The organism is Polyangiaceae bacterium, from assembly GCA_020633205.1.
GTDB lineage: Bacteria > Myxococcota_A > Polyangia > Polyangiales > Polyangiaceae > JAHBVY01.
This window is the reverse complement of record JACKEB010000014.1, coordinates 199,561-217,499: the sequence shown is the minus strand read 5'-3', so window position 1 is coordinate 217,499 and position 17,939 is coordinate 199,561. Positions and strand designations below refer to the sequence as shown.

At 63.8% G+C, this 17,939-nt stretch carries 19 protein-coding genes; 11 read left to right on the top strand and 8 right to left on the bottom strand.

The genetic code is table 11. The annotated features are described in order from the left end of the window. The first annotated feature begins 89 nt into the window (after positions 1–89). The 5 genes from H6718_20980 to H6718_20960 all read left to right on the top strand — a co-directional run bounded on the left by H6718_20980 (position 90) and on the right by H6718_20960 (position 5,211). Positions 90–1,049, top strand: coding sequence for an RNA polymerase subunit sigma-70 (locus H6718_20980; GenBank protein MCB9587892.1), 960 nt, complete (start codon positions 90–92; stop codon positions 1,047–1,049). A gap of 57 nt (positions 1,050–1,106) precedes the next feature. Further along, a complete protein-coding gene (locus H6718_20975) occupies positions 1,107–1,496 on the top strand; it encodes a nuclear transport factor 2 family protein (protein ID MCB9587891.1) in 390 nt (129 codons plus the stop codon). A 37-nt stretch (positions 1,497–1,533) separates the two neighbouring features. After that, positions 1,534–3,291 carry a hypothetical protein gene (locus H6718_20970; GenBank protein MCB9587890.1) on the top strand — a complete coding sequence of 586 codons (1,758 nt, stop codon included), beginning with the start codon at positions 1,534–1,536 and terminating at the stop codon, positions 3,289–3,291. 3 nt (positions 3,292–3,294) lie between these two features. After that, positions 3,295–3,627: a TfoX/Sxy family protein gene (locus H6718_20965; GenBank protein ID MCB9587889.1), complete on the top strand. Its 333-nt coding sequence runs from the start codon at positions 3,295–3,297 to the stop codon at positions 3,625–3,627. Positions 3,628–3,930: 303 nt separating this feature from the next. Continuing rightward, on the top strand, positions 3,931–5,211 hold the full coding sequence (locus H6718_20960; protein MCB9587888.1) for a hypothetical protein: 1,281 nt from the start codon (positions 3,931–3,933) through the stop codon (positions 5,209–5,211). 18 nt (positions 5,212–5,229) lie between these two features. Here H6718_20960 and H6718_20955 read toward each other — a convergent pair whose 3' ends face one another. After that, positions 5,230–5,718 carry a YfbM family protein gene (locus tag H6718_20955; GenBank protein ID MCB9587887.1) on the bottom strand — a complete coding sequence of 163 codons (489 nt, stop codon included), beginning with the start codon at positions 5,716–5,718 and terminating at the stop codon, positions 5,230–5,232. Between the two features lie 69 nt (positions 5,719–5,787). Between H6718_20955 and H6718_20950 the strand changes: the two genes are divergently transcribed. Next, positions 5,788–6,165: a winged helix-turn-helix transcriptional regulator gene (locus tag H6718_20950; protein MCB9587886.1), complete on the top strand. Its 378-nt coding sequence runs from the start codon at positions 5,788–5,790 to the stop codon at positions 6,163–6,165. Next, positions 6,162–6,653, top strand: coding sequence for an SRPBCC family protein (locus H6718_20945; GenBank protein MCB9587885.1), 492 nt, complete (start codon positions 6,162–6,164; stop codon positions 6,651–6,653). The genes H6718_20950 and H6718_20945 overlap by 4 nt, the downstream gene beginning before the upstream one ends. An 18-nt stretch (positions 6,654–6,671) precedes the next feature. Here the strand turns inward: H6718_20945 and H6718_20940 are convergent, their stop codons facing one another. Both H6718_20940 and H6718_20935 read right to left on the bottom strand, forming a co-directional pair. Next, positions 6,672–7,169 carry a YfbM family protein gene (locus H6718_20940; GenBank protein MCB9587884.1) on the bottom strand — a complete coding sequence of 166 codons (498 nt, stop codon included), beginning with the start codon at positions 7,167–7,169 and terminating at the stop codon, positions 6,672–6,674. Between the two features lie 47 nt (positions 7,170–7,216). Then, positions 7,217–7,459 (bottom strand): UBP-type zinc finger domain-containing protein, encoded by a 243-nt coding sequence (locus tag H6718_20935; protein MCB9587883.1) that lies wholly within the window; start codon positions 7,457–7,459, stop codon positions 7,217–7,219. Between the two features lie 144 nt (positions 7,460–7,603). Between H6718_20935 and H6718_20930 the strand changes: the two genes are divergently transcribed. Beyond that, positions 7,604–9,250 (top strand): family 43 glycosylhydrolase, encoded by a 1,647-nt coding sequence (locus H6718_20930; GenBank protein ID MCB9587882.1) that lies wholly within the window; start codon positions 7,604–7,606, stop codon positions 9,248–9,250. 152 nt (positions 9,251–9,402) lie between these two features. Further along, positions 9,403–10,338 (top strand): hypothetical protein, encoded by a 936-nt coding sequence (locus tag H6718_20925; GenBank protein ID MCB9587881.1) that lies wholly within the window; start codon positions 9,403–9,405, stop codon positions 10,336–10,338. Here H6718_20925 and H6718_20920 read toward each other — a convergent pair. Further along, on the bottom strand, positions 10,328–11,167 hold the full coding sequence (locus tag H6718_20920; protein MCB9587880.1) for an FHA domain-containing protein: 840 nt from the start codon (positions 11,165–11,167) through the stop codon (positions 10,328–10,330). The two genes, H6718_20925 and H6718_20920, sit on opposite strands and share 11 nt — an antisense overlap. A 232-nt stretch (positions 11,168–11,399) precedes the next feature. Between H6718_20920 and H6718_20915 the strand changes: the two genes are divergently transcribed. Beyond that, a complete protein-coding gene (locus H6718_20915; protein MCB9587879.1) occupies positions 11,400–12,005 on the top strand; it encodes a TetR/AcrR family transcriptional regulator in 606 nt (201 codons plus the stop codon). A 40-nt stretch (positions 12,006–12,045) separates the two neighbouring features. Here the strand turns inward: H6718_20915 and H6718_20910 are convergent, their stop codons facing one another. The 3 genes from H6718_20910 to H6718_20900 all read right to left on the bottom strand — a co-directional run bounded on the left by H6718_20910 (position 12,046) and on the right by H6718_20900 (position 14,992). After that, positions 12,046–13,263, bottom strand: coding sequence for a right-handed parallel beta-helix repeat-containing protein (locus H6718_20910; protein ID MCB9587878.1), 1,218 nt, complete (start codon positions 13,261–13,263; stop codon positions 12,046–12,048). Positions 13,264–13,422: 159 nt separating this feature from the next. Next, entirely contained in the window at positions 13,423–13,815 is a 393-nt protein-coding gene (locus H6718_20905) for a hypothetical protein (protein MCB9587877.1), read from the bottom strand. Positions 13,816–13,891: 76 nt separating this feature from the next. Then, complete coding sequence (locus H6718_20900; protein MCB9587876.1) at positions 13,892–14,992, bottom strand: hypothetical protein; 1,101 nt, start codon at positions 14,990–14,992, stop codon at positions 13,892–13,894. Positions 14,993–15,183: 191 nt separating this feature from the next. On the opposite strand from H6718_20900, the gene H6718_20895 reads away from it, so the two are divergent. Further along, positions 15,184–15,600, top strand: coding sequence for a hypothetical protein (locus tag H6718_20895; GenBank protein ID MCB9587875.1), 417 nt, complete (start codon positions 15,184–15,186; stop codon positions 15,598–15,600). 1,814 nt (positions 15,601–17,414) lie between these two features. On the opposite strand, the gene H6718_20890 is transcribed toward H6718_20895, so the two are convergent. Then, on the bottom strand, positions 17,415–17,732 hold the full coding sequence (locus H6718_20890) for a peptidylprolyl isomerase (protein ID MCB9587874.1): 318 nt from the start codon (positions 17,730–17,732) through the stop codon (positions 17,415–17,417). Positions 17,733–17,939 lie beyond the last annotated feature (207 nt).

The window sequence follows — 17,939 nt, the reverse complement described above, 5'->3', positions numbered from 1 at the left end:
GTAAGCATGCCACGGGGCCAGCCATCCGCCCAAGGCGCAACCTTCATCGCCGCCGCTCGCATCCGTTTCCATGCGGCCGCTGCGCTAGTATGTTGCGCAAGGTGCCGACGGATCTGGAACACAGCTTTGCCGAACATCGCCCTGCGATCTTGCGGCACTGTTACCGCATGCTCGGGAGCTTTGCCGAGGCGGAGGAGCTGACCCAGGATACGTTCGAGCGCGCCTGGAAGGCGCGCGAGAGCTTCCAAGGCAGCGCGCCCATCGGTCACTGGTTGATGCGTATTGCGACCAACGGCTGCTTGAACGCCCTGGGGCAGCGCAAGCGCCGCGCATTGCCGAACCTCGAGGCCGATCCGACAACGAGCCACGAGTTTGGTCCAGGCGAGCTCGAGCGCTGGCTCACTCCGGCGCCGGATGCGCTGCTATTTCCCCAGGGCGAGAACCCTGCGAGCCCGGAGCAGCTGGCGGAGACGCGGGAGAGCGTCGCGCTGGCATTCCTCGAGCTCTTGCAGCGGCTCCCTGCCAAGCAACGCGCCGCGCTGTTGCTCAAAGACGTCGTCGGCTGGTCCGCGGAAGAAATCGCGACGACCCTCGAGCTCAGTGTTTCCGCGGTGAATAGCGCGCTGCACCGCGCACGGGACGCCACCCAGCGCGAAACAGCAGCGAGCGAGGCGCCCTCCGCAGCGACGGTCGCAGCGTTCGTCCGCGCCTGGGAGACGCGAGATGTGGACGGCTTGGTCGCGCTGCTGAAGCACGACGTGCAGCTGGCCATGCCTCCGTATCCGGTGTGGTTCAGCGGCCGGGATGCAGTGATGGGCTTCCTGCACTCGGCGCGCTTCGCGCCGTTTTGGTCGAGCCTCTCGGAGGTCGCGCCAACCCAAGGCAATGGTCAGAGCGCCTTCGTGTTCCGGCTCCGGGACGCGACTGGAGGAAGCCAGCGCACCCACTCGGTGATGCTGGTGCGCTTCGCAGCCGAGCAAGTGAAGGAGATGGTGACCTTCGTGGGCGAGACGTATTTCGAGCCGTTTTGCCGCCGTTCTGCAAGTTAGGGAAAGTTTCTCCAGGCGCCGCGCACAGTTTTGGGCCCTCCATTTGTCTGGTTGGGGGTGAGGAGAAACACGACGCACCTAACCCCCAAACAAGTCGCTTTGGCCTACATCGACGCATGTAGCCGTAAGGATTTCGGCGCTGTCGCCGCACTGCTGGCCGCGGATCTCGAGTTCGTCGGACCGGGCAACCGCGTCACCGGCGCAAAGCCATACCTCGCCATCCTGGAACGCCTGGGCAGCGTCTGGGAGCGCAGCGACGTGAAGCACACCTTCAGCGACGGCGACAACGTGTGCGTGATCTACGACTTCGTCACCAACACCGAAGCGGGCGCCGTGCCTATCGTGGAGTGGCTAACCGTCAACGAGCAGCGCATTCAATGCGTGAAACTATTCTTCGATCGCGTCAGCTTCCAACCGGCAAGCGCGAAGCTCGCGAGCGCGCAATAGGCGCGAGTCTTTTGCGCAGGTTTAGTAAGGTGCCTCAATGGCGTCGATTGCGCTCGTGGTTGGAACCTTGGTGTTTCCCGATGGGAACGCGTCCCAGTGGCTATCGACCAGTTGTGAAGGCCGGGCGCCAAAGGGGTTGCCCCCTGAGTTCGAAGCCGGCGCGGCTCCGCCGACAGTGCATGGCATGCTAAGCGCGCTGCTCCAGGTCTCACCCAGCGACGAGCATCCACAACAGCTGCTTTACCGCGCGGATCAGGTCTGGATTCGCGCGAGCATGAGCCAGGACCAGCTGCTTCTGCGAGGGGCTGCACTCGCAAACGCTGTCAAACAAGCCGCAAAGCTGAACGCGAACGGAGAGGTTCAACTCTGCGTACTCCCGGGTTTCGACGTCGCGCTGCGGCTCATCGCAGCGCGCGGGAAGTTCTCAATCAAGCACGCCAACGCCGACGCCGCGCTACTGACGGATGCCGCCGGTTTCGCTGGACCGTTCGAAATTGCGGGCGCAGCGACGGAGCTGCCACAGGCTCCGGCGCCCCAGCGCAAGCCGGTGCGGTCGGTAAAGCCGCTTCCCAAGAAGCGCGCGGCAGGGCCCGCTGCAACTCACCTCGCAGAGCTTCCGTCTTCCCTCGTCGAGCACTTTGGACTGAGTGAGTGCGCCAGCGAGGACGAGGGCGGCCTGCGCCTGGATCTCAGCCACAGCGCGCTCACCTTGGACGACGTCGCCGAGCTGCTTCGCCTGCCCGAGCTCGCTTCACTTCGCGTGACGGAGCTAGACCTTGGCGCTGAACGACTCCTCACCAAGCGCGTTCCCGCCAGTCGCTTCCGCTTCGGCGACGCCGGAGCTCAATACCTCGCGGAATTACCCGAGCTGAGCTGTGTTGAGCGGCTCAGGCTGGCCGACGTGGCCCTCACTGACACGGGTCTTGCAGCCCTCGCAAGCTCCCCCCACTTCGCCAACGTCCACACCCTCGACCTTTCCGGCGCTCAGCTCAGCGGGGAAGGCCTAACGCGTCTCTTTTCTTCACCCTTGGGCGAACGCCTAGAGCACTTGCTGCTGAACGGAGCGACGCTGAGTGAAGCTGCAGTCGCCGCGCTCGGTGAGGCGCGTGCGCTGAGAAAGCTGAGCCTGGCCTACTGCCCCATCGGCGACGCGGGACTCAGCGCGTTTGCCGAGAATGCTGACTCAAGCCGCATCGTCGAACTCGGCTTGTTCAACACCGGGATCGGCAGAGCCGGCGCACTGGCGCTAGCGGAGGCACCCTTGTTCGCGCGCCTCGAAGCGCTCAGCGTGGCGGGCAACCCGCAGCTCGACGAGGTTTCAGGCGAGGCATTCGCGGCAGCGGGCGAAGCGAGTGCGTTGCGGACGCTCTGCGTCGAACGGAGCGTGGGTCTCGAAGCCGCGTTGCCCGCGCTGGTAGGAGCCTTCCCCCGGCTGGCCTGGTTCCACGCCGGGACAGCCTACTCAGACGAGCTCGTCTCTGCCCTCGGACGGCGCACCTGGCAACAGCCAGAGCTCATCTGGTGTGGTGGTTGCCCCACGGATTCAATCGCCATCGCGTTGGTTCGGCACCCAGGGCTCGCTGGGCTTCGCTTCCTCACCCTGCAAAACGCTGCCTTCAGCGTCGTCCAGGCCATCGCCGAGGCAAAGCACCTGGAGAGCCTGGAAAGGCTGCAAATCAAGTGCCACGACGCAAACGTCTTGAAGATGCAGGCAGCGTTCGCGGAGCGACGTGGCTTTCGCAAGCTACGCCTCAACGACGCCTACGATCGACCCATGATCGCGGGCTGGCGCTAGTCCATGGCCTACGACGAGAAACTGGCCGCACGGATCCGTAAGCTGCTCTCCGCCTCACAGCTGCTGGGAGCGCAACAGGTCGAAGAGAAGCGCGTGATGGGCAAGCTCGCCTTCATGGTGAACGGCAGCATGTGCTGTTCCGTTTCGGAAGACAGCTTGCTCATCCGCGTTCACCCCGAAGAGCGTGAGGCTTTGCTCAGTCAGCCTCATGTCAGCGCGATGCAGATGGGCAAGCGAACCATGCGCGGGTTCGTGCGTATCGCGCCCCCTGCGTATCGCAGCGTCGCAGCGCTGAGGCAGTGGCTGGAGCGCGGGATCAACGCTGGGGCAAAATAGAAATGCGCGCACGCCTTGCAATCCGCCATCAATCGCGGTGCATTCCCAGGCGTGAAGTCCCTTGTTTGGTTCCTCGCGGGTCTGGCGATTGCGTGCCAAGCGCAACCACGTGATCCCGCCCCGCCGAAGACTGCTGCATCGCAACCGGTTGCGGCGACGTCTGCAACCTTCGTGTCAAGCAGTGCCCCCTCGCCTGCTAGCCCACCACGGCAAGCTTCGGAATGGACCATTTCACGACGAGTCGGCGCTTGGCTCCCTGTAGGCGAACGGGAACTGGACAATCTGGAGTATGGCAGAGGCGTCGTGACTCTCGGCGGTCACATCGTTTGGCTCGATCTCGGTCAACCCGCTGGCGCTGCTCAGCTGAGCAAGGTCGACGGTCCCCTGGCGCTGACCCTGACGACTCTCGACGCAGCTCAACTCAAGCCAGCACAGGGCTTGGCCCAGCGTTTCCCCACGGACATACGATTCTACCCAAACCGACCCGAGCCCTCGGACCTGCGCCCACTGGGCACCCTGCAGAACGCACGTGGACTGAGCATCTACACCTCGTCGCCGAGCGTGCAGTTCCCTGACCTACGTAGCGACTCAAGGCTCGAGCGCGTGTACGTCTTCAGTAACGCGCCAACCGACCCGCTTCTCCCACTATTGCCATCGGGCCTGAAGTCGCTGTCGATTTTTGGACCACTCGGAGCTGCGTCGTTCTCCAAGCTCGACAGATTTTCCGCGCTGGAAACCCTAGCACTGGGTGGCGATGCGCTAGACGCTCGAGCGCTAGCCAAGCTCAAGCGTCTCAAAGAACTTACGCTTATGCTGCCGCTGGGTGATACAGAGTTCGCGCTGATCGCGGAGCTTGAGCAGCTGGAGCGATTGAGCGTTGCCCGGTCCGAGTTCACCGCGGCCGCGGGGCCACACTTGGCGAAGCTCAAGCAGCTCAAGCAGCTAGATCTGTTGGGGAGCACGGTCGCGCCGGAAGCGCTGTCAAAGCTCGGTACGCTCTCCCACCTGACACAGCTAGGGTTGCCACGCGCCGATGAGCAAATCATGAAGTACGTCGTCACGCTGCCACAGCTGACACGCTTCTCTGCGCCACAAGTCGTCGGCGGGCGCGCCCTGGAGCTCGTGAGCGGGATGTCCCAGCTGCGTGAGCTCGACCTTTCACAGACCGCGCTTGGAGCCAGTGAAGTGCGCCTCCTTGGAAAGCTCGAGTCTCTCGAGGGCCTCACGCTGAACACCATTCAAGCTCCGGGCAGCTTGGCTCCGCTGAGCAAGCTACGTCACCTGCGTCGGCTCTCTTTGGCTCACTCCCAACTCAACGCGGCGGACGTGGGAGTGATCGCTCAGTTGAGCGAGCTGCGTGAGCTTGACCTCTCGGATACCTCGCTCACCGATGCGGGCCTTGAAGCGCTCAGCAAGCTCAAGCAACTGCGGGTGCTGTACATCGACCGAACAGCGATCACGCGCCAAGGCCAGGCGACGCTTCTGAGCTTCCCCAAGCTCACCTTCACGGGTGTGGACGGCACAGCGCTGAGCTGCAAGGAGCTGATGACCGCTAGTACGCGGCTAACCTGTCAGGGCCGCTGACAACGAGAAGCCAACGGGCTAAGCACCTAGCACCAGCACGGCCTGGCGTGTTTGCCCTGCGGTAATCATGAAGCACCTCATCGGCTCGAAGTACTCCAACACCAAATCGAAGGCTTCCGGTTCCTGGCCCCAGAACTCCTCGGGCAGGATCCCAGCGCTGTCCATCGCGTCGGGATCGAAGCGCGCTTGAAGCGAGTCTCTGGAGATCCCCTGCAGTAGCTCCGCGATTCGCGAAACTTCCGCGGGGCGAAACCCCCGCACCTGATACTCACTGAGCGACTCCGTAAGCGGATGTCCGCCCGTCACCAGGAAGGCTGCGGGGAGCGCTCCATCCCACGTGCTCCCCGCTAGCAGCCAGTGGATCCCGTGCCAGAGCTCGCCAAGGTCCAGCATCTCCCAGTCGGGCAGCGGCTCGGAACCGAGCAGCGCCTGCACTGCATCGGGATCCGTTAGGAGCCGCTCGAAGGCGTCTTCCGGGCCACGCAGCAGGCAACTCGAGATCCCCATGGGGTCTGTGAATAGCGCATACCGAAAGTGGCTTCCAAACGCGTAACCACTCTGTTACACGTTTGGACTGTGGACGCCGTCGCCGCTGCCATTGCTCACCCAACTCGCCGCTGCATCTTGGAGCTGCTGAGGAGCGGTGCGCTGTCCGCTGGCCAGATAGCGGAACACTTCAGCGACAGTCGGCCGGCGATCAGCCGCCATTTGCGCGTGCTGCGGGAAGCAGCGCTGGTCACAGCGACCAACGACGGCCGCGAGATCCACTACGTGCGTTGCTTGGATGCCCTCGCTCCACTGGAGCACTGGCTACAGCAGCTGCGCGCGCCCAGCGCAGGAGAGCGCTGGCAGCGGCGCTTCGATGCACTGGAGACGGAGGTCCAGCGCGTCCGCCGACGCCCACAAAAGAACCACACGGAAACGCCTAAGAAGGCCAAGGAGTCCGTCGCATGAGGCAGCCAACTGGGAAAGTCGAGAAAACGTCTACAGGCGCTGATTTGGTGATTGAGCGACGCTTCAAGGGCACGCTCGAAGAGGTATGGGAGAGCGTCACCAACTCCGAGAGCACCGCGCGCTGGATTGGTCCGTGGCGCGGCGAGCCCGGCGTAGGAAAGACGGTCGTGCTCACCATGAGCTTTGAAGACGGAGCACCCGATGATGAGATGCGCATCGAGGCTTGCGACCCTCCCCATCACCTGGCCGTGCGCTCATTCGGCCAGTACGCCGTGTTCCTCGAGGTAACGCTGAAGGAAGTCGCAGCCGGCGAGGTGCTGATGCACTTCGTGCACCACGTGGATCAGCCAGAGATGGTGGGCGACTACGGCGCCGGCTGGGAGTACTACCTGGATCGCCTGGTGGCTTCGCGAGACGATTCGCCGATGCCGACCTTTGACGAGTACTATCCTGGGCAGAAGGCGTACTTCACGAATCAGCTCGAATAGGCTGCGGCTGGGCCTGGCCTAGGCAATGTAGATCAGCAGCGCTTCGCCCTCTTTGGCTGCGCCGAGCACGAAGTCTTTCAGCTGGTCGAAATAGCTATCGAGGTACTCGAAGGCTTCGTCACCCTCTCGCATCCAGATTTCGGATGGATAGATGTCTGCGGTTTCCATGGCCTGGGGGTCGAAGCGCGCGTGCAGGATCTCCGAACTCAGACCATGCAGTGCAGCGGCAATCCCGCGAACCTCTTCGGCGGTGAACCCACGCGCGGGGCCCTGGCCGACCGGTTCGTCACCGACTTGCTCCCCACCGCGCATGATGAAGGCCGTAGGGCCATCGCCTCCCCACGTCGTCCCGGTGAGCAGCCAGTGGATCCCGTGCCAGGCCTTGTCTACGTCTAGCTCGGCGACCTGCCGTGAGGTGTCCTCATCCTCAGGATACAGGTAGTCATGAATGGACTCCGGGTCGGCGAGTAGTGTCGTTAGGTCTCCATCCGGAAGCCTCACGAATCGTCCAATCATTCCCATGTTCGTTGTCCCCCCGGGTGCGCTTCCGCGCGGCTATCAAGTCAGACGTACGAGTTGCACTCGTAGCACCAGGTGAAGTGACCCTCACCCATGGGCAACGACTTGATCACCGGGTGGCCTGCGGCCTTGGCGTGGGCGGTGTTGTGACCCTTCTGGGACTCACAACAACCCACGTGACCGCATGTGGTGCACACGCGCAAGTTGAACTCAGAGCCACACTCTTCGCAGCGCTCGCCGCTGGGCGTCGCCACGTTGCCGTCGAAATGGTTGCACTTGGGGAGCATGTCGCCTCTTGCCTCAGAATGATTGAGTGGCAGCGAGTATTGGGACGATCGAGCGCGATCGCCAGCCGTCTCGAAGCACCTAGCGTCAGCTCCCAGAGCGGAAGCGGCCATCGGCGGAAACATCGCGCGTGCTAAGGTTCACGCTTGTCCCCTCTCCCCCACCCTAGAAAAACCCTAAAATTCCCCGCCAAGCGGTTGGCAACGCTCACGGCACTGGGCGCGTTTGCCACCCTTGGTTGCGGCTCCGACGGCGGCGGAACCGCTGGCAATGGATCGAGCTTTGGCGGCTCATCAAGCGGCGGCTCGGGGAACACGAGCGGCGGTAGCGGTGCTAACGCGGGGACAGGCAACGGGGGCAGCGCAGGAAACGCCGGGAGCGCGAACGGAGGGAGCTCAGCAGGCGGCAACTCCAGCGGAGGCAGCGCTGGCGACGCTGGAGCAGGAGGCAGCGCCGGCGCGGCACCGTGCACCACGCGCATCACCTATGGTTCCGCGTGGATTAGAGGCGGGAGTCATCCAAACGACTACGACGTCGCCGACGGCGTCGTCACCTGGGACGGCAGCTGTCAGGTGGACGGCTCGGGCAACGCCTTTGCCACGCTCTCCAACGGCTGGCAACCGTACTTCACTGGCAAGAACTGCATCATCGCCTTGGACTACGCCGACACGTGCACCGGCGTGCCTTCGAGCTGCAAGACACGCATCGGGTATGGATCCGCGTGGATACCAGGCCCCAGCCACCCAAACTACTACGACGACCAAGCCGGTGTGGTCACCTGGGACGGCGTGTGTACGAGCAGCGGCGGCAACTCCTCGGCCACGCTCTCCAACGGCTGGACACCGACCTACAGCGGAAGCAACGCCTGCGACCTCGCATTCCGCCACACCCAGTGCGGCGGCCTCTACGCGAACCCAGTCGTCGACGTGGACTGCCCCGATCCCGGCGTGATGCGTGACGGCGACACCTACTACATGGCGTGTACTCCGGGCCCGAAGTACCCCATGCGCTCCTCGAAGGACCTGGTGCACTGGCAGAGCGAAGGCAGTGTGTTCAGCGACGCCACCAAGCCGAGCTGGGGCACCGGCTCCTTCTGGGCGCCAGAGCTACACAAGGTCGGTAGCGGGTACGTGGTGTATTTCAGCGCGAAGAGCTCCACTTCCGGCACCTTCGCCATCGGCGCGGCCAGCGCCTCGAGCCCCACGGGGCCGTACACCGACATCGGTCAGCCGCTGATCACCGAGCCGAGCCCCGGCGCCATCGATGCCCATTATTTCCGCGCGTCAACGGGCAAGCACTACGTCTTGTGGAAAATCGACGGCAACGCCGTCGGTCAAGCGACGCCAATCAAGATCCAGGAGCTCGCGGCGGACGGCCTTTCTGTGGTTGGCAACGCGACGACACTCATCACCAACACGGAGAGCTGGGAAGGCGCGCTCGTCGAGGGCCCGTGGATGGTCGAACACGGCGGTGAGTTCTTCCTGTTCTACAGCGCAAACGGCTACGCGAGCGCGAGCTACGCAGTCGGTGTCGCAAAGTCGAGCTCACCCACCGGCCCCTTCACCAAGAAAGGCTCGCCCATCTTGGTTAGCAAAGGCGCTTGGGCTGGCCCCGGCCACGGCTCGGTCTTGCAAGGCCCTTCTGGCGACTGGGTGCACATCTACCACTCGTGGGTCGCTGGTCAGATCCAGCAAGGGCCCGGCCGTGTCGTGCTCGTCGATCGCATCCAGTGGAGCGGCGGGTGGCCCCTGATGCGCGGCGCACCTTCATCGCGCTCTCAGCCATTGCCTTAGGCCTGGGTTTGGGGGTGAGGTGTGGCGCACGGTCACCTAAACCGCCACATGGCCTAGGTCAGCTTACCGTTTCCGCAAGGTTTTAACCAACGGACGCGCAGCTTAACGCGCCTTAACTCGCAACGTGCGACGGCAACGCTAGCTTTCCTTGGATGAAGTATGGGGGCTGCTTGATGCTGGGGTGGCTGGTGCTCTCGGCGTGTAGCAACGCACCTCCCCCCAAGAACCAGCGAACCGGCGAAAGAGCACCTATTGCATTGCCGATCAACGCCCACGAGCCCCACGCCAGCGAACAGGCCGCTCCCCACGTCAGCGACGTCGGCGGCGTACTGCGGTTTTTGAGGGAGCTGTGTGGAGCGGCGGAAAGCGGCAACGATGACTACGTCCGTGCCCACACACGGCTCCCGCTCTACGGACAAGAGGCTACGAAGGTGCGGGACCGAATGCTCGTAGGCGGCGTGATGGACCAACAAGCCCCCCAGAGTCTCCGCCAGCGCGCCGTCTTTCGCTTCCTCAGGGCAACACATCAGAGTCTGGTCGCCCCACAACTGAGCCCCGGCGACGTCAGGGGCACACTCACTCTCGATGGCCAGGAGTACCTGATCCGAATCGAGCGGAGTCCAATGCGCTTGGTCGAGCAGACCCTGCTGGTGAAGACCGACGTCGACCTCCACTCCCCTCTACCCCAAACGTCCGTCGCTCCGGTCCAACCGGACGTCGACTGGCACGCCGAATTCAAAGCCAGTCCAACACAGGACAGGGACAGCTATTCGTTCGGCTCGCTCATGCTTCCGTTCCTCTTCAGCCGCTGGGGCTGCAACTTCTACCAGGCGGTGCGCGACCCCCGACCGGTGACGCTCCACTATCGAAGCGTGACTGGTGAACCCGGCCTGAAACTCTACGCAGTCACGCCGGTGGATGTCGCCTATCTCCAGTGCCTACAGGTCAGCGTCAGCCAGTTCGGACCTGTCGCTGGCATTCCACCGGTGGATGGCGAGCTGACGATCGTCTTTCCACCAGTTCCCGAGGGTTGGGAGCAGAAGGTCCCGACGCCTCCGCATCACTTCAATGAGGGACCTATCTATTGAAGCGCGGATCCCCACGCAGCAAGCGGAACAATGCCGCGAGCAGCACGAGCGCGCCGAGTACCATGACAGCAGGGCCAAGCCAGTGTTCGCCAGCGAAGAGCAGCACCTGCTCGGCGTGGGGCAGGCGCAAGGCGAGCACCTTCTCCCCGATTCCGCTCGGAATGAACTTGGCAAAGTAGGCCGTCGCCACCAGGCCCAAGAGCAGCAGCATGAAGCCCAGCAAAGCTCGACGGCGCGCACGGTGCTTGGTGGCGCCCCTTAGCTGCGAGATCACGTCTTCGATATGCGCGGCGGCTTCACCGCGCTGGAGCCCAGCCTCCCCCAGCTTGCTCAACACGATGCTGCGCTTTTCCCCTCGGGTGAGGCGCGCGCGGGCATCGCTGAGGATGCGAACGCGCTCCGACTCCGAGAGTTCCACCGGCGCGGGCGGCGGCGCGGATGGACGCATCGAGAGCGGTGCGCTTCCCGGAGGCAACGTAAGCGGCGGGCGCGTCGACGCGGGCGCCAGATCCCCCGGGCGCACCGAAGGTGGGCGCACGGAGAGGCTACCGGTCAGCAGTACCTTCACGCGATACGGTCCGACCTTGAGTTCATCACCGTCTTTGAGCTGGTGCTTGCTCTGCATGCGCGCATCGTTCAGCGCCACCACACCACCCAGTGGATCAGCGATGGCACCGGCTCCATCCCGACGCACCAAGAGCGCTTCTGCAGACACTGAAGGATGCTTCAGCACCACATCGCAACCCGACGCGCGCCCGAGCTTCACGCTCCCGCTGACGTTGACTCGCCGTTCCCCCTCAGGTCCGGAGATCTTGAGGGCGACCGCCATACCCGCACATCGATCGTCAGCGCCGTGGCGACGTCAATCTCCGTCTGGAAACGCGAAGCACGAATAGCGAAGGAAACACTCATGCTGCCTCGAGAACGAGGTGTCGAAACGCGTACCGTCAGGAAACCAGGCGCCGTGGAGGCCGCGCGCTCGAGGTTCTGGAGAGCGCCGACTGCAGCCGGCGCAATGACATGGCTAGTTGTGCAGCTCCGCTCGGGCTACCATGCACGAAGTGCGACCCAAGAACGCGGATCCCGCGGCGACTCAGGAGGCAATCCTAAGCGCGGCGATGACGATCGTGAGCGAGAGCGGACCGACGACGCTCTCGCTCAGAGGGGTTGCGCGCAAGGCAGGGCTCAGCACCGGAACGGTGAGCTACTACTTCTCCTCCCTCGACGCGCTTTGCGAGGCGTGTTTGGACGGGCACTACGACCGCATGCGCGTGCTGGCACTGAAGCACTTCCAGCGCCTCGCGGATTCAACGCCTGCTGAAGTCACCGCCGAGGCGACCCGCGAGCTGTATCGCTTCGGTATGGTGGAGCGTCCCATCTTGTTGCTCCAGCTGAGCCGCCTGGCGGAGCACGGCGGTCACACGGTTCAGCGACGGGTCAACCATCATCGAAACATGATGAGGAACGTCGCGGCCAGCGTGGGGACGGACACCTGGCTCAAGATCCAATCACTGGTGTTCGCCGCGACACGCTACTTGTGCCTCAGCGAAGAGGACCTGTTGCTGTTCACGGGGGCGAACACACTGGCTGAAGCCCATGACCGCATCGAGCAACACCTCGTGGATATGGCCCTCCTGACGGTGGGTCAAGCAGCCACCAAGCCCTGAAGCGGCTCGAGCCTTGAAGCGGCTCGAGCCTTGAGCGGCGCTATTCCCAGCAGAAATCGACGCGGATCGGGCTCCGCAACGTGAAGTCTTCTTCGCTGAGCTCGAGCACGCTGAAAGCATCACTCGGCCAAACGACATTCCCGTTGCACGAGTCGTAGTACTTGCTCTGCTCGATGTGCAGCGCGGTGAGCCCTGGCTTGCCCGCCCACATCAGCGCGTTGGAGGAAGGCACGCCGCGTCCCTGATCCGTGCAGATGTTCTGCCGACAACGCGTGCGCAGGAAGACGTTGCCGTCGGCCCCCGCGTAGTTCGAGAAGCAACCGTTGCCCATGCGGATCGCGTCCACGTCCTCCACCCGACCCGTGCTGGTGTCTCCGTCGAAAATCACCCCGACGCCAGACGGCGAGTTGTTGCCGTCCACCAAGCCACGGCGGACCACCGCGTTCAACGACTTGTAGACGTTCACGTTGTCTTCCGGCCACGACTCCGGGGGATTCTCCACGGAGAAGTCCTCCAACAGCCCCGAGTCCGAGGCGTTCCACTGCACCACTTGTCCGCGAGGAAACGGACCGCGAAAGTCGTGGCCCTCGATGAAGCTGAGCTTCGACTCCGGACATGCCTGAAGGTAGATCCCGCTTGACCCACGGGTGAGCCTTGCGCCAGTCACCGTGAGCCTCGCCGACTGGTAGCAGCTGATGTTGAGCAAGTCCGACGAGCTATTCGCGCCCATGACCGGAGCCCCCGTGTACTCGACCGACACATGGTCCAGAAGCACGTCGTCGGAGTTAGCGACACGGATCCCAACACCGCCGGCATGGACGATCTCCACGTTGCGTACCACGACTCCGTTGTAACCATCGATGTCGACCGCTGGGCCACTGGTGGAGGTGATGCGTAGACCTTCGATCACTTGATTGTCTGCCGTTGCCGTCACGGGACCGGAGTCGGTCAGCGCACAGGTCGGCGCTCCGCCAGCACCAGCTGAGCCGGCAGCGCCAGCGGAACCAGCACTCCCGGCAGCCCCGCCAGCACCGGCGCCGCTCGACCCGCCTGAGCCACCGGTCCCAGCCGCGCCGCCATGCCCCGCGGAACCACCAGCGCCGCTACCACCGACGCTGGAACCTCCAGTGCCCCCTGTCGACTCCCCGCCGCTGCCCGCAGCCCCGGAGCTGCCTCCATCGCCCTGGCTACTGCCTCCGTCGCCGCTGCAGCCAGCCAGCACGCCACTCCCAATCACCAACGCCCAGAGGACTCGCATGCCGTCGAGTTTGCCACGCCAAGACGGCGACGGCTGAGGAACGATGGGTAATCGCCACAAAGCGGCGAGTTCTTATCCGTACGGGATGCGATTTGAGTCCGAGTGCTGACTCACGACGGTGTCAGCGAAGAGCAGCGCACCTCCCCCCCGAAAAACGGGCTAGTCGACTCTCGGCCCAGGCAAAACGAAGCGTACACGTGCCTCGGGCGCGTCAAGCTCCGCTTGGCTGTAGTAGCGCCGTAAGTCCCCCGCCTGGTGGTCGAGCAAGCCGGGGTTCTGCGCAAGCAACTCGTCAAAGCTCACCCCCGGAGCGCGCTGCATGGCGTCGTCCAGGAGCGCGACGTAGGCCCAAGTGATCGTGGCGTGGAACTTCTCGGGTACACCTAATTTTTGGGTGAGGCGCTTCAGCCCGCCCACGTAGCGCGCCAGGGCGTCCTCGGCACTCATTTCCCCAAGGTAACACCAGGCCACGTAGAGGTGCTGCCGATGATGAAACTCGGAGGCGTCCAAGGTCGCGCTCTCGAACGCTTCGACGAGGGGGTCGCGAGACATGGGCAAAGCGTAGGAGAAAGTCAGCTGATTTCGACCAGGAAAGCACGAGCGGAAGCGCGACAACGCAAAACGACCGCTAAGGCCCGTCTGCAGTAGTGCTGTCCGGCGTAGCGCCGGTGCCGGCAGCGCCGGTGTCAGCAGTGCCGGCGTCCAGGGTTCCGACAACGGCTGCGTCGGACCCGCCGTCAGATGCCTCCGCCTCTGCTTCGGCCTTGAGGCGGAGGTAGTCCTGCCAGTGTTCGCGCCCTTCCTTGCACTCGATGTTCAAGGCGTCGCACAGGCGTAGGACCTCCTTTTGCGTCTTGATCGCGCCCTCGCTGTCGCCACTGTCCCATTGTGCCAGCCCGTAGCCATCGAGGGTCGCTGGACACCTGGCAGCGGTTCCCTCGTTCGCCAGCTTGGCCAGCTCGAGCACGAACTCGCCGTCGTCGTCCACATCACGAAGGTCCATCGCGACCCTCAGCGCCTGTCCGGCTCTGCCAATCAACGCAGCGCGAAGCGCGTCCGCCTGGGGCGTGAGATCGTCGACTTCGTCATCGTCGTTGGCCTTGCGATAGTCCGCCACGAGCTGCTGAATGTCACGCTTCGCAGTGCGCGACTTCAGCGCGTCGCCAGTGGCTAGCACCTCATCGAGCGTGCCCTGCACGTCTTCAGGGTCGCCGTGCCACACCACTTGCCCGCGATGGATCACCCAGGCGTAAGGCAAGAGGATGAAATCGTGCCCGTATGCTGTTGCCAAATCATCGAGGACGCCTTCGTCTTCTCCGCGGTCAATTGCCAGAGGGAAAGTACGCGACATCCCCGCCTTGGCAAGTCGAGCGTCAAGCTCGTGTAGCTTGTCCTCCGGCTCATCGCTGACAGCGAATACCTCGGAGCGATTCGCATAGCGGTCGTGGAGCGCCGACACGAAGCCAGCTTCCTCGACGCAAACATCCCAGCGAGCGCACAACGAGACCAACACTTGTGGTCGCTCTTCATCCAAGCGCGGGGGCGCGCCAAGCCAACGCTTCACACGGACTGCAGGTGCCGGGCGGACGTCGATGTCGTCGAAGTTCTCAACCGGCTCGGTGTATTGGGCCTGGTGGGGCACGTTTACCTGACGAATGATCGCCCGCCCCAAGCCGCTCAGCAGGAACAGCGCGAAGAGACCAATTCCAAACTGACGCCGCTCAAACACTCGCCAGAGCGTACACGAAGCGCGAACTGCTGCTGAAGGCCAGACTGCTGCTGACGCCAAGCTGGACGGCGAACTCACAGATCCTCGCGGTCTCACCCCACCAGTCGGGCGGCGCTCGGTCAAGGCGAGAATAGGCTAAGTCAGTGCCGCTTCAGCGATGGGTGAGCATCAAGGCGCGATATGCTCTCCAGATGCGCCCGACCTTGCTCTTGAGTGTGCTGCTGATCGCGAGCTGCAGTGACTCGAACCCTCCCGGCGACTGTAGCGACTCGGGCACGGAACGTGGCGGCGTGTATGCGATTGACGCCCAAACACTCGAACCGATCTGCGACATCGGCACCGGCCTCTACGGCGACGGTTACACTTCGCTCTCCCCGCGTTCCGGAGCGCTACCACCATGCGATGGTCTCCACGAGTTCGGCCCCATCGACATCGAGGACCAAGGCAGCTTCCGCCTCGAGGTATTCGCCGACGGCTACCAGAAGGCTAGCGCCCAGATAGTCATCCAGACCGATGGCTGCGGACGACAAGCCGTCTTCCCCAACGGTCCGCGAAACGGCCAACCCGGCGTCGCCGGCTACGTAACCGTCGCGCTCCAGCCGGAATAATCCACACGGCAATTACGCACCCACCCCCGAGCCGAGAAGCCTCCAACCAGTCTGAGGCAATGGGGCAAAGCCCCGAGCCGAGGAGCCTCCAACAGCCTGAGGCAATGGGGCAAAGCCCCGAGCCGAGACTGGCAAGAGCCTGAGGCAATGGGGCGAAGCCCCGAGCCGAGGAGCCTCCAACAGCCTGAGGCAATGGGGCAAAGCCCCGAGCCGAGGAGCCTCCAACAGCCTGAGGCAATGGGGCAAAGCCCCGAGCCGTGAAGCCTGAGGCAATGGGGCAAAGCCCCCGAGCCGAGGAGCCTCCAACAGCCTGAGGCAATGGGGCAAAGCCCCGAGCCGTGAAGCCTGAGGCAATGGGGCAAAGCCCCGAGCCGAGGAGCCTCCAACAGCCTGAGGCAATGGGGCGAAGCCCCTGAGCCGAGACTGCTAAATGCCTGAGGGCAATGGGGCAAAGCCCCCTGAGCCGAGGAGCCTCCAACAGCCTGAGGCAATGGGGCAAAGCCCTGAACCGTGAAGCCTGAGGCAATGGGGCAAAGCCCCGAGCCGAGGAGCCTCCAACAGTCTGAGGCAATGGGGCAAAGCCCCGAGCCGAGGAGCCTGAGGCAAAGGGGCAAAGCCCCGAGCCGAGGAGCCTCCAACAGTCTGAGGCAATGGGGCAAAGCCCCGAGCCAGGAGCCTGAGGCAATGGGGCGAAGCCCCGAGCCGAGACTGGCAAAAGCCTGAGGCAATGGGGCGAAGCCCCGAGCCGAATCGACTCGTGTGCGAACCGCCAAGACCCAACAGCCCACCAGCCTCCAATCGCCATGAGTCACTACCAGAGGCAATGGGGCGAAGCCCCGAGCCGAACCGTAAGGCGCTCAAGGCAACGGACGGCTCAGTCTCCCCGAGGCAACGCCGAAACGTAAGGCGCTCAAGGCAACGGACGGCTCAGTCTTAGGGAGACACTGAGCGCCTTTACCCCTGGAAATACGAGGGAGTTGTGGAGGCGGCGGAACGGCCCGCAGGGGGCGGGCGCAGAGGCGGGTGAGCGTAGCCGGAATGAGGACGATCACGCAGCGGGCCCTCACGATGCTCTTCAGTAGAAGGCGCAGGCCGTTCCGTATCCAATGTTCCAAGCAAAGGCCGAGACTAGCCAGTTACCGCACGGTAACTTAGCTAGCGACCCCATTCAAGCCCGCCCATCGCGGGCCGTGGGGAGCCGCCGCGCTCTACGACTGAGGCAATCTCGGTCTTTGAGAGACTCTGAGCGCCTTTACCCCTGGAAATACGAGGGAGTTGTGGAGGCGGCGGAACGGCCCGCAGGGGGGCGGGCGCAGAGGCGGGTGAGCGTAGCCGGAATGAGGACGATCACGCAGCGGGCCCTCACGATGCTCTTCAGTAGAAGGCGCAGGCCGTTCCGTATCCAATGTTCCAAGCAAAGGCCGAGACTAGCCAGTTACCGCACGGTAACAGCTAGCGACCCCCATTCAAGCCCGCCCATCGCGGGCCGTGGGAGCCGCCGCGCTCTACGACTGAGGCAATCTCGGTCTTTGAGAGACTCTGAGCGCCTTTACCCCTGGAAATACGAGGGAGTTGTGGAGGCGGCGGAACGGCCCGCAGGGGGCGGGCGCAGAGGCGGGTGAGCGTAGACGAAATGAGGACGATCACGCAGCGGGCCCTCACGATGCTCTTCAGTAGAAGGCGCAGGCCGTTCCGTATCCAATGTTCCAAGCGAAGGCCGAGACTAGCCAGTTACCGCACGGTAACTTAGCTAGCGACCCCCATTCAAGCCCGCCCATCGCGGGCCGTGGGAGCCGCCGCGCTCTACGACTGAGTCAGCCGGTGCGCTGGATCAGATGGTACCCGAAGTCCGTCTCGACGATGCCGCTCGTCTGGCCGACATCCATCGAGTAGGTGGCGTCTTCGAAGGGCTTGACCATCTGTCCCTTGCCGAAGCTACCCAGGTCGCCGCCGCTACGGCTCGAGGGGCAGTCCGAGTGCTTGCGAGCGAGGTCGGCAAAGTCCGCACCCGAGTCGATCTGCGCCTTCAAATCCGTGATCTGCTGCAAGGCCTCATCCTTGGAGCGGCTCGCGGTGGAGCGCATGGAGCCTTTGTACATCAGCAGGATGTGGGAAGCTTGAACTTGAGACATGGTCTCTCCTTTTCCGTATGGCAATTATGGCGTGCGCCGGTGGCGCCGACATACGTCGTGCACGCCGAATGGCGTGGCCCAGGCTCAGCCTGGGGAGTCGGAACCTTACGGGAGCACTAGCTCGATACAAGGGCCGCGCGGAGGTCTCACGCCCTATGCCTCGGAGTCGGGGACAGTTGCCACGCGCGGTCCGCGAACAACTGACTG

Bases quoted from the DNA above. Each gene is read 5' to 3' on its own strand.
- H6718_20980 (MCB9587892.1), top strand. From the start codon at position 90: ATGTTGCGCAAGGTGCCGACGGATCTGGAACACAGCTTTGCCGAACAT.
- H6718_20970 (MCB9587890.1), top strand. From the start codon at position 1,534: ATGGCGTCGATTGCGCTCGTGGTTGGAACCTTGGTGTTTCCCGATGGG.
- H6718_20965 (MCB9587889.1), top strand. From the start codon at position 3,295: ATGGCCTACGACGAGAAACTGGCCGCACGGATCCGTAAGCTGCTCTCC.
- H6718_20955 (MCB9587887.1), bottom strand. From the start codon at position 5,718: ATGGGGATCTCGAGTTGCCTGCTGCGTGGCCCGGAAGACGCCTTCGAG.
- H6718_20945 (MCB9587885.1), top strand. From the start codon at position 6,162: ATGAGGCAGCCAACTGGGAAAGTCGAGAAAACGTCTACAGGCGCTGAT.
- H6718_20940 (MCB9587884.1), bottom strand. From the start codon at position 7,169: ATGATTGGACGATTCGTGAGGCTTCCGGATGGAGACCTAACGACACTA.
- H6718_20935 (MCB9587883.1), bottom strand. From the start codon at position 7,459: ATGCTCCCCAAGTGCAACCATTTCGACGGCAACGTGGCGACGCCCAGC.
- H6718_20925 (MCB9587881.1), top strand. From the start codon at position 9,403: ATGAAGTATGGGGGCTGCTTGATGCTGGGGTGGCTGGTGCTCTCGGCG.
- H6718_20920 (MCB9587880.1), bottom strand. From the start codon at position 11,167: ATGGCGGTCGCCCTCAAGATCTCCGGACCTGAGGGGGAACGGCGAGTC.
- H6718_20910 (MCB9587878.1), bottom strand. From the start codon at position 13,263: ATGCGAGTCCTCTGGGCGTTGGTGATTGGGAGTGGCGTGCTGGCTGGC.
- H6718_20905 (MCB9587877.1), bottom strand. From the start codon at position 13,815: ATGTCTCGCGACCCCCTCGTCGAAGCGTTCGAGAGCGCGACCTTGGAC.
- H6718_20895 (MCB9587875.1), top strand. From the start codon at position 15,184: ATGCGCCCGACCTTGCTCTTGAGTGTGCTGCTGATCGCGAGCTGCAGT.
- H6718_20890 (MCB9587874.1), bottom strand. From the start codon at position 17,732: ATGTCTCAAGTTCAAGCTTCCCACATCCTGCTGATGTACAAAGGCTCC.